Genomic DNA, 15,058 nt, shown 5'->3' with positions numbered 1-15,058 from the left:
TCGGGCGGGCGGAGGCTCAGGCGCCGCCTGCCCGCTCCGCCGCCTCCTCGTCCGGCGCCGCGAGGATCGCCTCCACCGCGGCGCGGCACGGCGCGTCGCCGCCGATCAGCGGCGCGAGCTGGTCGGTCTGGCCGGTGGCGATCAGCGTCAGGATCGGCCGCGCGATCGCGCCCGCGGCGTCGCGCGGCAGGGCCGGGACGCGGCGGATGCGCTCCGGCGGCGCGACGCCGGGCGGCAGGCGCGCACGCAGGTGGGCGCGCAGCGCCGCCGCGTCGAGCGCCGCGGCCGGGTCGGCGACGACGAAGGCATGCAGGCCGATGCCGTCGCGGCGGAAGGGGAAGGCGACGACCGCGATCTCGCGCACCGCCGGGTGGCTCCGCGCCGCCGCCTCGATCCGCGGCCCGTCGGCGAGCAGGCGCAGCCCGCCGCCCTCGCGGTCGCGCATGCCGAGCAGGCGGTGGGTGACGAGCCGGTAGAGCGGCTTGCCGGTCCGCATCCAGAGCCGCGCGAACAGGCTCTTGCGCGCCAGGATGCGCCGCTCCGTCGCGGTCAGCCCCTCCGGGTGGTACTTGCGCTTGTGCTTGAGCAGGTGGCGCAGGTCCTCGTAGGCGAGGACGCGCAGCAGCCGGCTGCGCCCGGGCCGGTGCAGGCTGGCGAGCTGGAGGTCCACCACCGCCGCCTCGCCCTGCGGCGTGACCAGCCAGTTGGGCTCCTTCGCCAGGTCGTTGTGGGCGATGCCGGCGCGGCGCAGGCGGCGCAGCAGGCGGCGGGCGGAGCGGAAGAAGGCGGCGTCGCCCCGCGGCCGCGCCGCCTGCATCGGCAGCCCGTCCACGAAGCCGCGGATGACGGTGCGCCGGTCGGCGTGGATCAGCGGGGGGACGCCGGGGATGCCGGCGGCGCGGCGCAGCGCCCGCGCCTCGCGCGCGGCGAAGTGCCGGGCGAGCGGCCAGGCCCACCAGCGCGCGGTCGAGAGGTCGCGGCGGATCGCGGGCAGGCGCTCGCCGGTGGCGGTCACCGCCACGCCGCGCTCGACCGTCGAGAAGACGTCGGACTTGAGCACGGCGGCGCGCTCGAAGAGGGGCGGCGCGGCGGACATGGTCCCGTGGCGGGTCGTTCCGGGCATCGCCGCCAGCTAGCAGGAACAGGCCCCCGTGGCCAAGGGCGTACGGCCCGTGACCATCCTTCAGCCGGTGGTCGGGCCGTCGCGCACCACGCGCCCGTCCACCAGGTGCACGCGCCGGAAGGTCCGCCGCGCCAGGTCGGAGTCGTGGGTGACGACGACGACGGTGCGCCCCTCCTCGCGCACCAGGCGCTCGAAGATGTCGAACACCGCGGCGGCGTTCCTCGTGTCGAGGTTGCCGGTCGGCTCGTCGGCGAGGATCAGCGCCGGGTCGTTGGCGAGCGCGCGGGCGATCGCCGCGCGCTGGCGCATGCCGCCCGAGAGCTGCTCCGGCAGCTTCGCCGCCGCCGCGTCGAGGCCGAGGGCGGCGAGGAGGTCCATCGCCCGCGCCCGCGCCGCCGCGGCGCCGAGGCGGCCGAGGCGGCGGATCGGGATCAGCACGTTGTCGAGGGTGCTGAACTCCGGCAGCAGGAAGTGGAACTGGAAGACGAAGCCGAGGCGCGAGAGGCGAAGCGCGGCCAGCTCCTCCGCATCCAGCTCCGCGGTGTCGCGGCCCTCGAGCAGCACGCGCCCCTCGGTCGGCCGGTCGAGCAGCCCGAGCAGGTAGAGCAGGCTCGACTTGCCCGAGCCCGAGGGGCCGGTGATCGCGACGAACTCGCCGCGCGCGAGGCGGAGCGAGATGTCGGCGACCAGCGTCACGCCCTCCGGCAGCGTGCGCGTCACCCGCTCGGCCGCGAGGAGCGGCGCCTCCGCCGGGCCGTCGCTCACGCCGCCCCGCGCACCACCTGCACCGGGTCGAGCCGCGAGGCCCGCCGCGCCGGGATCACCGCCGCGGTCCCGGCGGCGAGCACCGCGAAGGCCGAGGCCAGGACATAGACCCGCCAGTCGCGCGCCAGGATGAAGCGGTCGGTGCCGGAGGGCGCCTCGACCCCGAAGCGCACCTGCGCCAGCCCCTCGATCATCGCGGCGCCGAGCACGCAGCCGAGGACCGCGCCGAGCAGGCCCGCCACCATCCCCTGCACCAGGAACAGGAGCTGGATGTCGCGCTCGGTGAAGCCGAGCGACTTGAGGATCGCGATGTCGCGCGTCTTCTCGTACACCACGGTCGAGATGATGTTGTAGATGCCGAAGGCCGCGACCAGCAGGATCGCGCCGGTCACGCTGTACATGACCGCGTTCTGGATGACGAAGACGGTCAGGAAGTTCTGGTTCTGCTCCTCCCAGCTCTCGGTGCGGTCGCCGAAGCGCGCCTCGATCTCGCGCGCCAGCGGCTCGGCGCGCGTCACGTCGCGCAGGCGGAGCTGGATCTGGTTGACCACGTTCGGCCGGTCCTGCAGGACCTGGTTGACCTTGAGCAGCGCGTAGCCCTGCTGCTGGTCGAGCGTCTGGATGCCGGTGCGGAACAGGCCGACGACCTTCATGGAAAGGGCCACGCCGCGCGGCGAGATCGCGGCGATGGTGTCGCCCACGCCGACGCCGAGGCGCCGCGCCAGCGCCTCGCCGATGACCAGGCCGTTGGCGGTGGCGCGCAGGTCGTCGAGCCGGCCCTGCGTCATGTCCTTCTGGATGTTCGACACGCGCGCGTGCCGCGCCGGGTCTATGCCGACGATGCTGACCGAGACGTCGCGCGAGCCGTAGCGCAGCAGCGCCTGGCCGGTCAGCACCGGCGCCGCGGCCACCCCCTCCATCGCCTCGAGCATGGCGAGCTTGTCGCCGGCGGCGCGGATGCCGCGCACGCGGTCCTGCGGCCGCACGCCGGCGATGGCGACCGCACCCTCCGGATGCGCCAGCGTGGCGGCCTGGGGCGGCGGGTCGCGCATCTCGTCCTTGATCGTGACGTGCGGCGCGACGTCGATGATCTGGCTGATGAAGTAGGTCTGGAAGCCCCGCATCAGCGCCGCGGTGGCGATGAAGAAGGCGACGCCGAGCGCCACGCCGAGTACCGAGACCAGCGTCTGGCGCCGCCGCCGCGCCAGCATGCCGCGGGCGAGGTCGAGCAGCAGCCTCACGGCGTCAGCCGGACGGGCTGGCCGTCGCGCAGCCGCGGCGGCGGGTCGAGCACCACGGCCTCGCCGGCGGCGAGGCCGCGGCGGATCTCGGTCGCGTGCGGGCCCTGCACGCCGGGCTCGACGCGACGGGCACGGGCGATCTCCTTCTCGACGACGAAGACGCGCCCGCCCTCGACCACGGCGCGCGGCGGCACCAGCACGGCCTCGGGGTCCTCGCGCAGCACGATGTTGGCCTCGACGGTCATGCCGATGCGCAGCGGCGTGTCGTCGGGCAGGGCGAGGCGGACGCGGTAGGACTTGCGCGCGGTGTCGCCCATCGGCGTGATCTGCGCCACCTCCGCCTCCATCACCCGGCCGGGGAAGGCGTCGGCGCGCAGCAGGGCGCGCTGGCCGACGGCGACGCGGACGATGTCCTCCTCGTCCACCTCGGCGGTGACGCGCAGCGGGCGGGTCTCGCCGACCCAGAACGGGGCGGCCGTGGTGTCCACCACCTCGCCCACCTCGGCGTCGCGGCGGAGCACGACGCCGGCGGCGGGGGCGCGCACCACGTAGTCGTCGAGCCGGCGGGCGGCCGCCTCGGCGATGGCGCGGGCGGCGCGCGCCTCGCTCTCGCGGCGGTCGAACTCGGCGCGGGAGACGGCGCCGCTCGCGACCAGGGGGCGGACGCGGGCGAGCTCCTCGGCGGCCAGGGCGGCGCGGACCTCGGCCTCGTCCGCGCGGGCGCGGGCCTCGCGGTCGTCGAGGCGGGCCAAGACCTGGCCGGGCGCGACGCGCTCGCCCTCCTCGACGAGCACGGCGACGACGCGGCCGCGCAGGACCGGGCCGACCCTGGCCCACTGCACCGGTTCGACGCTTCCGGTGGCATAGACCGCCTCCACGGCCGGGCCGGTGGTGGCGAGCGCGATCGCCACGGCCGGCGGCAGGGCGCGCCACCAGGCGAGGCCGGCAACGGCGAGGGCGAGGATCGGCAGGACGAGGAGCAGGCGACGCATCGGGCCGGACCGTGGTGGCGGCAGGGTGTAGCACGCGAGGGCGGCGGATGGATCGCGGGGCGGACGGAAGCCGAGGCCGCGGGGCGTTGCCCGGGCGGCGCGACGCGGCTATCAAGCCGGAACGCGCGCCGACACGCTTCGGCGCCCGGACCGCCGCTCCGCGGGCGGATCTCGCGGGCCGGGCAGGGCGCCGGCCGCTGGGCCCGCCGGGCAGGCCGGGACATGTTGCGTCACCGCACCGTGTCCCGATATAAGCGCTGCGGAATCAGCGGCTTGGACGGCGCGCCCCGGGGCGGGGGCCGGATGCTGGCGTAGCTCAGTTGGTAGAGCACTCGATTCGTAATCGAGCGGTCCCCGGTTCGAGTCCGGGCGCCAGCACCACCCGGCGCATCCGGGATCGTCCCGCGGCATGGCGGCGGCCCACCGCCCATGCGGCGAAGCCGGGCGAACCGCAGGTTCGCCCCCGGCGTCGGAGGGGCCGCCGGGGCGACCGCGATGGCCGGCCCGATCGTGCGGGCCCGCCGACGGATCAGGACGGCAAGAACCGGTAGATCGGGCCGGACACGCCCCATCGCGCGAGGGGCGATCCGGATGCCGGCAGGAACTCGTGCACGCCGATCACGAGCGCCCCTCCCGGCCGCAGTCGCCGGCAGACCCGATCGAGCAGTTCCGTCTGGAGGACGCCGTCGAAGTAGGTAAAGACCAGGTTGCGGCACAGGATCAGGTCGAACGGCCCGTCGGGGAGATCCCGACGGATGTCCTGCCGAAGGAAGGTCACGTCGCGCCGCAACCACTCGCGGACCCGGTAGAGGCCGTCCGACACCTCGAACGCGAGACCGACCAGGCGCGGGGGCAGGTCCCGCAGCGAGCCGCGCCGGTAGAGCCCCGCCCTGGCGCGGGCGAGCAACGTCTCGTCGACGTCGGTCGCCACGATCGTGATGCCGAGGGACGGGAAGGCCGCCTCCGCATCCACGCGCCAGGCGAGGCGCAGGCTGTAGGGTTCCTCCCCCGAGGCGCAGCCGGCGCTCCAGATGGAAAGGCTCCGATCGCCGCGGTCCCGCGCCGCCGCGGCGAGCGCGGGCAGCACGTCGTGGGCGAGGCTGTCGAAGACGCGCCGATCGCGCCAGAACCGCGAGATCGGGATCCGGCACAGGGCGTCGAGCCTCTGCCACTCGTCGTCATCGGCCTCGAGCCGGGCGCGGTACGCCTCGAGATCCGCCAGGCCGAGGGCGCGGATGCGCCTCGCGATCCGCTTGCAGACCGTGCCGCGCACCCTGCGGAACCCCGCCCAGCGCAGCCCGAGCCGGGGCAGGCACCACTGCAGGAAAGCCGCGCAGTCCGCGTCCCTCATCCCGCCGTACGAGGTCACCTCCGCCATGCGTCGAAGGCGGTCGGGGCGGCGCCCGCCCGCCCGCCCCCGGCGCCGCCGCTGTCCCTCGCGCACGCACGACGACGGCGATCACGCGCGGACGCCCGCCCGAGGACGCCCCCGCCGGGGCGCGTGCCGCGGCGTCCGACGCCCGGCTCTTGTTGCGTCCGGTTTGCGATCGCCGAATACTGGCGCGGCGACGCTCTCCGGCGGCGGAGCGGGCTCGACCCGTTGGCCGATGATGGCGCGGCGCCCCGATGGCCCGGCCGAGGCCCGAGACCCACGCGCATAGAGGAAGATCGATGTCCTTCTACCGAGGCATGACCTGCGAGAACGTGACCCTCACGGGCCACGAAGGCACCCCGATCACCGCCTATGTGGCGAAGCCTTCCGGCCCCGGGCGTTTTCCGGGCGTCGTGCTGGTCCACCACCTGCCGGGCTGGAGCGAGTTCTACATCGAGACGACGCGCCGCTTCGCACACCACGGCTATCTCGCGATCTGCGCCAACCTCTACGAACGGGCGGGCCAGGGCAACCCGGACGACGTCGCCGCCAAGGTGCGCGCCGAGGGCGGCATCGCCGACGCCCAGATGGTCGGCGACACCGCGGCCGCCGTGGCGTGGATGCGCGCGCAACCGAACCTGAACGGCAAGGTCGGCATCTTCGGCTCCTGCTCCGGCGGGCGGCACGCCTTCATCTACGCCTGCCAGCGGAAGGACGTCGACGCCTGCGTCGACCTCTGGGGCGGCCGCGTGGTGATGGGCCCGGAGGAGCTCAACGCCAAGACGCCGGTCGCGCCGATCGAGATGACCAAGGACCTCGGCTGTCCGCTCCTCGGCATCTTCGGCAACGAGGATCGCGCGCCGAGTCCCGAGCAGGTGGACCAGCACGAGGCGGAGCTGAAGAAGCACGGCAAGACCTACGAGTTCTATCGCTACGACGGGGCCGGCCACGGCATCTTCTACTGGCACCGGCCGCTCTACCGGCCCGAGCAGGCGATGGACGGGTGGAGCAAGGTGTTCGCCTTCCTCGGCAAGCACCTGGCGAAGTAGGCGGTCCGGCCATGTGCACCTCCATCGTCGAGATCGTGCGCGCCGAGGGCATGGCGAAGCGCGGGGACGAGTGGTTCCCGCTGTCGCTGGCGGTGGTCGCCTACGATCACGCGCGCCACGCGCCGCTCGGCGACGTGATCACCCTGGACTTCCTCAACACCGGGCTCGGCCCCGAGGCGCGGGCCGGGATCGAGATGACACTGGAGAGCGCGCGGGCGCTTCGCGCCGCGCTCGACCGGGCGATCGCCGCCGCCGAGTTCGAGGAAGCGGAAGTCAGGGGCAAGGGCGCCGCCCTCAGCCTCGCCCGGATCGCGTGACCCACCGATGAGACCCGTGCGCGGGTGCGCCGGAACGGCGCGCATCGCGCGGCCGCCGGGGTATTCCGGATGGCGCGGGCATGCGGGGAGGCGCCCCGCTTCGGCGGTCGGGGGACCCGGGCGCCGGAGGCTCGCGGTCACGAGCTGGCCGGTTGGCGGCGTGTCGCGGCATCCGCGAAGGCGGCGCATGGCGCCGCGTGATCGGCGAGGCGAGCCCGGGCGCCTGCGGCGCCTCGGAGCGAGGATCGTCGCCGGCGGCGGGGGCCGGCGCTGCGGCGCCGGCATGGTCGGCGCCAGAGCGGCGGAGGGGGGTGCTCGCGCGGCGCCGCGGCGCGGGCGGCGCCGACCGCCGGCAGCCCTGCCGTTCCGCATGGCGGCGAGGATGTCTCCGATCCGTCGTCGCCATCCCCGGCGCCGGCGGGCCGGGCTCCTCCGGTAGGCACCGGCGCGCAGGCCAGGGGCCGGCGGCCCGCCGGACCAGAGCGAAGCGGCGAGGGGGCCCGCCAGCAGGCGGGTCGTAGCGCAGCACGACCGCTCGGCACAGGTCCGGACCCGACCGGCCGCCCGCGCCCGCGCGCCGGACATCATCTCCGGGGTCTCGCCTGGGCGGGGACGCACGAGCATCACCCGGCCGTGGGAGGGCGGACAGGACCGCCCGCGCCGGCCGGGCCGCGGTCATTCGAAGGGGGCATCCGGCCGAGGGCGAGGGAGCAGGTGCGGCGGAACACGGCCGATGCCAAAGGGGCGGCGCGGCTCACCTGATTGTGTACCTTTCGGAAATTCCGACCGCCTCTTCATCCGTTCCGTTCAAACCATCGAACTACACCCAAAAATGAATACATGAAACACGAATGAAAACCTGCCAGCGGAAACCATTCATTGTTCTTCTGTCGCCCGCGGCGACGCAGAACGATCAATTTAAACTTTAGATAATTTTCATTATTTGATTTTTATAAAATATTTTCGGAATATATGAAATCACACAGATACGAAAATTGTTGATATTTCCACGCGGATTCCCCGTAATAAGCCGTGTCATCCGAGCATAGAGGAGATCAAAAGGAACGCATTCGTGGATTTCAGATCCGTAATGCATACGGATTGAGATAGATATAGATCGAAACTCGCCCACAATCGGTTCCGCTTCGAGCGCTGCGTTCCAGCGCTCGAGCCGGATCTCAGCCCGACGGCATTCGACAGGAGAATTCCCATGCCGAAATTCCCTTGGAACGGTTGGGCCTACGCCTGGGGCAGGAAGCGCGGCGACGCCGAGAACCTGGTCAAGGACGTCAAGCAGGACATCGAACAGGAGGCCAGGCAGGACATCGGGCAGGAGCAGAAGGCCGAGACCAGCCAGACCAACACCGCCGTCCTGTTCAGCTACAACACCAAGACCGGCAACGGCCCCGACTACATCTTCGTCCACAGCACCGTCTCGGTCACCCAGAACAACGCCAGCGAGACCAGCCAGCAGCAGACGGCCGGGCAGGAGGCCGAGCAGAAGGCCGACAACGAGTTCGCGGTCGAGCAGCAAGCCGGGACCGGCCTGTCGTATCCGAACGATTCGGTCTGGGGCTGATGCGATGTCCCGGGCGGGGAGGCGGTGGACGCCGCCCTCCCCGCCGCCGCACAACGCGCGGGCCGGTCCGGCCTGCGCCGCGCGCGCTCCGTCCGCCGGCGCAGTGCCTCGCCGAAGGGTTCTTTCCGCCCGCCGCGCCGTCGCCCGAACCGCGCGGCCCGCCCGTCAGGCCCTGAGCGCGTAGTATCCGGGCGGGTCGCTCGCCGGGAACGATTCGTCCGAAGCCTCGTCCACCTTGTCCCAGGGCGGCTGCGGCGGGCTGCGCATCGCCTCCGGCCCCGCGGGGCGGATCTCGCCGAAGGGCCCGTGCCCGGCCGCCCCGGTCGGCGGCGACGGGCGCCGGCGTCCGGCCGCCCGCCCCAGGCCGCCGCGGCCCGCCCGGATCGCCGCCACGGCGACCGCCGCCACGGCCGCGACCACCATGGCGCCGCCGACGATGCCGATGGCCAAGCGCCTGCCGCCGCCCCGTCCGATCACGATGCCCTCCTTGCCCGGTCGCGAGCGCGGCCCCGGCAAGGCCGCGCACCGCTCGCCCGGCGCGCTCCGCCCGCGTGTCTCGCGCGGGGGTGCCGCCTGGAGAACGGCCGCCCGCCGCGGATGGTTGCGGGCAGCCGCCGCACGATGCGCGGCCGCGCGGCGCCGGCGACCGGAGATCGTGATACCCATCCCACCTGCGCCGCGGTCGCGCCGCCGCGGCCGCCCATGAGGAATCCGATGCCCCTGACCGCCGGCGACGGCCGCCTCCATCCGCTGCTCGTCGCGCTGCTCGTGACCGGCCTTGCCCTTCTGGCCTGGCGACTCGTCAACGTCCTCCTCGTCGCCTTCGGCGGCGTGCTGGTCGCCGTGCTGCTCCGCCATCTGGCGGCGAAGCTGAGCCGCTGGGCGCGGCTGCCCGTCGGCGCCGCCCTCGCCGCCGTGGTCCTGGCGATCGTCCTGCTCGGGGTCCTCTTTGTCCTCTCGGTCGGACCGCAGGTGGCGGTGCAGTTCGAGCAGCTCTGGCGCGCCCTGCCGCGGGCGCTGCAGCGGTTCAGGGACTTCGTCGCGCAGTACGAGTGGGGGCGCGATCTCCTGGCGGCGGGGGGGACGCCGCATCCGGGCGCGCTGCTCAGCATGGCGAGCGGGCTGCTCGGAACGGTGTTCACCGCCCTCACGGATGTGATCCTCGTCATCGTGCTGGCGCTGTTCCTGGCCGCCGACCCGGCGCCCTACTGCGGCGGCCTGCTCCGGCTCGTGCCCCCCGCCCGGCGGGCGCGCGCCGCCGAGGTGCTGGACGCGCTGGGCAGCGGCCTCTGGCGCTGGATCCTCGGCCAGTCCATCGCCATGCTCGCCGTGGGCATGATCACGGCGGCGGGGCTGACGCTGCTCGGCATCCCGCTCGCCCTCGCCCTCGGCATCCTGGCCGGCCTGCTCAACGTCATCCCCTATCTCGGGCCGATCCTCTCCGGGGCGCCGGCGGTCCTGATCGCCTTCGCCCAGAGCCCGGCCGACGCCCTCTACACGCTGCTGCTCTTCGTCTTCATCCAGAACCTGGAGGGCTATGTGCTGACGCCGATGCTGCAGCGGCGTGCGGTGTCCATCCCGCCGGCGCTTGGCATCCTCGCCATCGTCGGCCTCGGCTCGCTGTTCGGCCTCTACGGCGTGCTGCTCGCCACGCCGCTGCTGCTCGTGGTCATGATCCTGGTGCGGATGCTCTATGTGGAGGACACGCTCGGCGACCGGGCGGCGGGCCCGGCGTGAGGCCGGCCCCGGCCGGGCGCGCGAGGACGCGGGACCGGTTGCCCTCGCCCCGCCGGGCGTCCATCCTCTCCGCCAGCGGAGAGCGGGACCGGGGCAGACCCGCGAGGAGGGAACGCGATGCACGACATCGTCATACGCGGCGGCACGATCGTGGACGGCACCGGCCGGCCGGCCTTCGCGGGCGACGTCGCGATCGAGGGCGACCGCCTCGTGCAGGTCGGCGGCAAGGCCGGGCCGGCGCGGCGCGAGGTGAAGGCCGAGGGGCGGCTGGTGACGCCGGGCTGGGTGGACGTGCACACGCACTACGACGGGCAGGCGACCTGGGACCCGGTGCTCGCGCCCTCCTCCTGGCATGGCGTGACGACGATCCTGATGGGCAATTGCGGCGTCGGCTTCGCCCCGGTCCGCAGGCGCGACCACCAGGCGCTGATCGACCTGATGGAGGGCGTGGAGGACATCCCCGGCATCGCCCTCGCCGAGGGGCTGCGCTGGGACTGGGAGAGCTTCCCCGACTACCTCGACGCGCTGGCGCGGCTGCCGCGCACCATCGACGTCGCCGCGCAGGTCGCGCACCACCCGCTGCGCGTCTACGTGATGGGCGAGCGCGCGATCCGGCGCGAGAAGGCGACCGCCGACGACATCGCGGCGATGACGAGGCTGACCGAGGAGGCGCTGCGCGCCGGCGCCTTCGGCTTCACCACCTCGCGCACGGACCAGCACAAGACGCCCTCGGGCGACCTGGTGCCGGGCCGCTACGCGGAGGAGCAGGAGCTGCTCGGCATCGGCACCGCGCTCGGCCGCGCCGGCCGCGGCGCCTTCGGGATGCTGAGCGACTTCGAGGACGAGGCCGCCGAGTTCCGCTGGATGCGCGAATTCGCGCGCGCCACCGGCCGCCCGCTCTGGTTCCTGCTCACCGACCGCTCCTACGATCCCGCGCGCTGGCGGCGGCTGATGGAGGGCGTGCGCGCGGCGCGGCGGGAGGGCGCGGCGATCACCGCCCAGGTCGCCGGGCGCCCGGTGGGGCTGATCCTCGGCCTCACCACCTCGCTCACCCCCTTCGCGCCGCGGCCGAGCTTCGCGGCGCTCACGAAGCTGCCGTGGGAGGAGCGGCTGCGGCGGCTGCGCGACCCGGCGGTGCGGGCGGCGATCCTGGCCGAGGAGCCGTCGGAGGCGCTGCTCGCCATCCTGCCGCCGCTGCAGCGGCCGATCGCCGAGCGCTACGACCGCATGTACGTCCTCGGCGACCCGCCGGACTACGAGCCGCCGCAGGAGCGCAGCATCGCCGCCATGGCGGCGCGCGCCGGGCAGCCGCCGGCCGCGTTCCTCTACGACTACCTCACCGGCGAGGACGGCGGCCGCATGCTGTTCTACCCCGTGACCAACTACGTGCACGGCGACCACGGCGTGGTGCGCGAGATGATCACCGATCCCGACACCCTGCTCGGCCTCTCCGACGGCGGGGCGCATTGCGGGCTGATCTGCGACGGCTCGCTGCCGAGCTTCATGCTGACCCACTGGGTGCGCGACCGGACGCGGGGCGAGCGCCTGCCGCTGGAGTTCGTGGTCCGGCGCCTGACCAGCGAGACCGCGGACTTCTTCGGCTTCCACGACCGCGGCCGGCTGGAGCCGGGCCGCAAGGCCGACGTGAACGTGATCGACTTCGACCGCCTGCGCCTGCACCACCCGGAGATGGTCTACGACCTGCCCGCCGGCGGGAAGCGCCTGGTGCAGCGCGTGGACGGCTACGACATGACGCTCGTCTCCGGCACCCCGGTCTTCGAGCGGGGCGAGGAGACGGGCGCGCGGCCCGGCCGGCTGGTGCGGGCGGCGGCCGGGGCGTGAGCGCCGCGTTCGGCATCGGCGCGGCGGTCCGGCGCGTCGAGGACGCGCGCTTCCTGCGCGGCGCCGGGCGCTTCGTGGACGACATCGCCGCCGCGGCGCGCGACGCGGCGCATCTCGTGGTGCTGCGCTCGCCGCACGCCGCGGCGCGCATCCTGGCGATCCGTGCCGAGGCGGCGCGCGCGGCGCCCGGCGTGCTGCTGGTGCTGACGCCCGGGGAGATCGGCGAGCTCGGCGTGCTGCGCTGCGTGACGCCGCGCCACCGGCGCGACGGCTCCCCCATCGCGCAGACGCCCTGGCGGATGCTGGCGCACGGCCAGGTGCGCTACGTCGGCGACGCGGTGGCCGCGGTGGTGGCCGAGACGCGCGAGGCGGCGCAGGACGCGGCCGAGCGCATCGTCGTCGAGTACGACCCGCTCCCCTGCGTGACCGACGCGGCGGAGGCGGTGCGGCCGGGCGCGCCGGCGGTCTGGCCCGACATCGCGCCGGACAACGAGAGCTTCGTCTTCCGCCTCGGCGACTTCGCCGCGGTCGAGGCGGCCTTCGCCCGCGCCGCGCACATCGCGCGGCTCGACTTCCGCATCACCCGCGTCTCCGCCAACCCGATGGAGCCGCGCAACGCGCTCGCGACCCACGACCCGGCCGAGGACCGCTACACCCTCGTCGCCGGCACGCAGCTCCCGCACGTGATGCGCAACGAGATCGCGCTCCACGCGCTGGGGGTGCCGACCAGCCGGCTGCGCGTCGTCTCGCCCGATGTCGGCGGCGGCTTCGGGATGAAGGAGAGCCCGTTCCAGGAATACGTGCTGGCGCTGCACGCGGCGAAGCGCCTCGGCCGGCCGGTGCGCTGGACCGCGACGCGGACGGAGAGCTTCCTCTCCGACACCCATGCGCGCGACAACGTCTCCACCGCCGAGCTGGCGCTGGACGCGGACGGCACCTTCCTGGCGCTGCGCGTGCGCACGCTGTGCAACCTCGGCGCCTACCTGGCCTGGCAGGGGCCGGTCTCCTCGACCAACAACGTCGGCGGCCTCGCCGGCGTCTACCGCACGCCGCACATCTGCACCGAGGTGCGCGGGATCCTCACCCACACCCAGCCGACAGCGCCCTACCGCGGCGCCGGGCGGCCGGAGGCGATCTACGCGATCGAGCGCGTCATAGACCTCGCCGCCGACGAGATGGGCCTCGACCGGATCGAGTTGCGCCGGCGCAACCTGATCCCGCGCGAGGCCATGCCGTTCCGCACCGGCCTCGACTACACCTACGACACCGGCGACTTCGCGCGGAACATGGAGATGGCGCTCAAGGCCGCCGACTGGGCGGGATTCCCCGCGCGGCGCGAGGAGGCGCGGCGGCGCGGCCGGCTGCGCGGCATCGGCCTCGCCAACGCCATCGAGAGCGCCGGCGGCCCGCACCGCAACCCGATGGAGGAGGCGGCGGAGATCCGCTTCGACTCCGGCGGCTCGGTGACGCTGCTGATGGGAAGCCACAACCACGGCCAGGGGCACGAGACGGTGTTCCGCCAGATCGCTGCCTCCCGCCTCGGCGTCGCGCCGGAGCGCATCCGCGTCGTCTGCGGCGACACCGACCTGGTCACGCACGGCCGCGGCACCATCGGCTCGCGCTCGATGATGGCGGCGGGCGGCGCGCTGGTCGGCGCGGCGGAGAAGATCATCGCCCGCGGCCGGCGGATCGCCGCGCACCTGCTGGAGGCCGACGAGGCCGACATCGAATTCGCCGAGGGCGCCTTCCGCGTCGCCGGCACCGACCGCGCCATCGGCATCGAGGAGCTGGCGCGCCTCAGCTACGTCCCCGGCGCGCTGCCGCCGGGCGAGGAGCTCGGCCTCTCGGCGCTGCTCGTCACCCGCCCCGGCGACGCCACCTTCCCGAACGGCTGCCATGTCTGCGAGGTGGAGGTGGACCCGGAGACGGGCGAGACCGCGCTGCTCTCCTACGTCGTCGTGGACGACGTCGGCACGGTGATCAACCCGCTGCTGCTCAAGGGCCAGATCCACGGCGGCATCGCCCAGGGCTTCGGCCAGGTGTTCGGCGAGTGCATCCGCTACGCGCCGGGGAGCGGCCAGCTCCTGACCGCGAGCTTCCTCGACTACGCCATGCCGCGCGCCGACGCGCTCTGCGCCCTGACGGTGCTGAGCAACCCGGTGCCGACCGCGACCAACCCGCTCGGCGTCAAGGGCGCGGGCGAGGCCGGCACGGTCGGCGCGCTGCCGGCGCTGCTCGGCGCGGTGGTGGACGCGCTGCGCCCGCTCGGCGTGCGGCACCTCGACCTGCCGGCGACGCCGGAGCGCGTCTGGGCCGCGATCCGCGGCGCCCCCGTCACCCTGGAGCAATGGAGGACAGCATGACCGTCGTCCGCGCCTCGGCACGGCCGACCAGGCAGGCCCCGGCGAGCAGCTTCACCGGCGTCGTCTACCAGGACGAGGTCCTGTCGGTGACCCCGCCCTCGCGCCTGCGCGCGAGCGTCGTCACCTTCACGCCCGGCGCGCGCACCGCCTGGCACGCGCATCCGGTCGGGCAGACGCTCTACTGCCTGTCCGGCATCGGGCGCTACCAGCGCGAGGGCGAGCCGGTGCAGGAGCTGCGCCCCGGCGACACCGTGCTGATCCCGCCGAACGTCCGCCACTGGCACGGCGCGGCGCCGGACCGGATCTTCTCCCACCTCGCCATGTCGGAGAACGACGACAAGGGCCAGGGCACGGCGTGGTTCGAGCACGTCTCGGACGCGGACTACGCGAAGCCCCCGGCGCCGGCGGGATAGGCGCCGGCGGCGAGCGGCCACCCGCGCATCCGGGAGGATGCGGACCGCGCAGGCGGATGGGATCGGAGCGCGCCACGATCCGCCCGCAGTGCGGCCGCGGCGTCGGGCATGCGCCCGGGCGCCGCGACCGTACCGGTCCGCGGACCGCACCGTCGTTCCGGCCGAGTTGATTCGCGGCGTCGTGCGCGGTGCCACAGGATCCGCCGCCGACACCCCGTCCGGCCCGGCTCCGCGCGACCGGCGGAGGAGCTCCAGGACCGGCCGC

Annotated in this window: 13 protein-coding genes and 1 tRNA gene; 8 read left to right on the top strand and 6 right to left on the bottom strand. The window is 74.3% G+C overall.

The genetic code is table 11. From position 1 onward, the window contains the following. Positions 1–16: 16 nt before the first annotated feature. The 4 genes from IEX99_RS03570 to IEX99_RS03555 all read right to left on the bottom strand — a co-directional run bounded on the left by IEX99_RS03570 (position 17) and on the right by IEX99_RS03555 (position 4,121). Complete coding sequence (locus IEX99_RS03570; RefSeq protein ID WP_188898555.1) at positions 17–1,096, bottom strand: AMP-binding enzyme; 1,080 nt, start codon at positions 1,094–1,096, stop codon at positions 17–19. Between the two features lie 87 nt (positions 1,097–1,183). Then, the gene (locus tag IEX99_RS03565) at positions 1,184–1,888 is read right to left on the bottom strand and encodes an ABC transporter ATP-binding protein (protein WP_188898553.1); all 705 of its coding nucleotides are present in this window, start codon (positions 1,886–1,888) and stop codon (positions 1,184–1,186) included. After that, positions 1,885–3,129, bottom strand: coding sequence for an ABC transporter permease (locus tag IEX99_RS03560; RefSeq protein WP_229677786.1), 1,245 nt, complete (start codon positions 3,127–3,129; stop codon positions 1,885–1,887). Before IEX99_RS03560 ends, IEX99_RS03565 begins: the two co-directional genes overlap by 4 nt. Next, positions 3,126–4,121 (bottom strand): efflux RND transporter periplasmic adaptor subunit, encoded by a 996-nt coding sequence (locus IEX99_RS03555; RefSeq protein ID WP_188898551.1) that lies wholly within the window; start codon positions 4,119–4,121, stop codon positions 3,126–3,128. Before IEX99_RS03555 ends, IEX99_RS03560 begins: the two co-directional genes overlap by 4 nt. A 305-nt stretch (positions 4,122–4,426) precedes the next feature. Here IEX99_RS03555 and IEX99_RS03550 point away from each other — a divergent pair. After that, a tRNA-Thr gene (locus tag IEX99_RS03550) sits at positions 4,427–4,502 on the top strand. Between the two features lie 148 nt (positions 4,503–4,650). On the opposite strand, the gene IEX99_RS03545 is transcribed toward IEX99_RS03550, so the two are convergent. Beyond that, a complete protein-coding gene (locus IEX99_RS03545) occupies positions 4,651–5,472 on the bottom strand; it encodes a CheR family methyltransferase (protein WP_188898549.1) in 822 nt (273 codons plus the stop codon). A gap of 320 nt (positions 5,473–5,792) precedes the next feature. On the opposite strand from IEX99_RS03545, the gene IEX99_RS03540 reads away from it, so the two are divergent. The 3 genes from IEX99_RS03540 (at position 5,793) to IEX99_RS03530 (ending at position 8,438) form a co-directional block, all read left to right on the top strand. Then, positions 5,793–6,542: a dienelactone hydrolase family protein gene (locus tag IEX99_RS03540; RefSeq protein ID WP_188898547.1), complete on the top strand. Its 750-nt coding sequence runs from the start codon at positions 5,793–5,795 to the stop codon at positions 6,540–6,542. Positions 6,543–6,553: 11 nt separating this feature from the next. Beyond that, positions 6,554–6,859, top strand: coding sequence for a DUF6295 family protein (locus tag IEX99_RS03535; RefSeq protein WP_188898545.1), 306 nt, complete (start codon positions 6,554–6,556; stop codon positions 6,857–6,859). 1,210 nt (positions 6,860–8,069) lie between these two features. Next, positions 8,070–8,438 carry a hypothetical protein gene (locus tag IEX99_RS03530; protein WP_188898543.1) on the top strand — a complete coding sequence of 123 codons (369 nt, stop codon included), beginning with the start codon at positions 8,070–8,072 and terminating at the stop codon, positions 8,436–8,438. Between the two features lie 165 nt (positions 8,439–8,603). Here the strand turns inward: IEX99_RS03530 and IEX99_RS03525 are convergent, their stop codons facing one another. Further along, positions 8,604–8,915 (bottom strand): hypothetical protein, encoded by a 312-nt coding sequence (locus tag IEX99_RS03525; RefSeq protein WP_188898541.1) that lies wholly within the window; start codon positions 8,913–8,915, stop codon positions 8,604–8,606. A gap of 237 nt (positions 8,916–9,152) precedes the next feature. Between IEX99_RS03525 and IEX99_RS03520 the strand changes: the two genes are divergently transcribed. From IEX99_RS03520 to IEX99_RS03505, 4 genes are all read left to right on the top strand, one after another. Beyond that, positions 9,153–10,175: an AI-2E family transporter gene (locus IEX99_RS03520; protein WP_188898540.1), complete on the top strand. Its 1,023-nt coding sequence runs from the start codon at positions 9,153–9,155 to the stop codon at positions 10,173–10,175. A gap of 117 nt (positions 10,176–10,292) precedes the next feature. Further along, the gene (locus tag IEX99_RS03515; RefSeq protein WP_188898538.1) at positions 10,293–12,017 is read left to right on the top strand and encodes an N-acyl-D-amino-acid deacylase family protein; all 1,725 of its coding nucleotides are present in this window, start codon (positions 10,293–10,295) and stop codon (positions 12,015–12,017) included. Further along, positions 12,014–14,380 (top strand): xanthine dehydrogenase family protein molybdopterin-binding subunit, encoded by a 2,367-nt coding sequence (locus IEX99_RS03510; RefSeq protein WP_188898536.1) that lies wholly within the window; start codon positions 12,014–12,016, stop codon positions 14,378–14,380. The genes IEX99_RS03515 and IEX99_RS03510 overlap by 4 nt, the downstream gene beginning before the upstream one ends. Then, on the top strand, positions 14,377–14,793 hold the full coding sequence (locus IEX99_RS03505; RefSeq protein WP_188898534.1) for a (R)-mandelonitrile lyase: 417 nt from the start codon (positions 14,377–14,379) through the stop codon (positions 14,791–14,793). Before IEX99_RS03510 ends, IEX99_RS03505 begins: the two co-directional genes overlap by 4 nt. The last annotated feature ends 265 nt before the right edge of the window (positions 14,794–15,058 follow it).

The organism is Caldovatus sediminis, assembly GCF_014644455.1.
GTDB classification, from domain to species: Bacteria; Pseudomonadota; Alphaproteobacteria; order Acetobacterales; family Acetobacteraceae; genus Caldovatus; species Caldovatus sediminis.
This window is presented reverse-complemented; position numbering and strand designations above follow the sequence as displayed.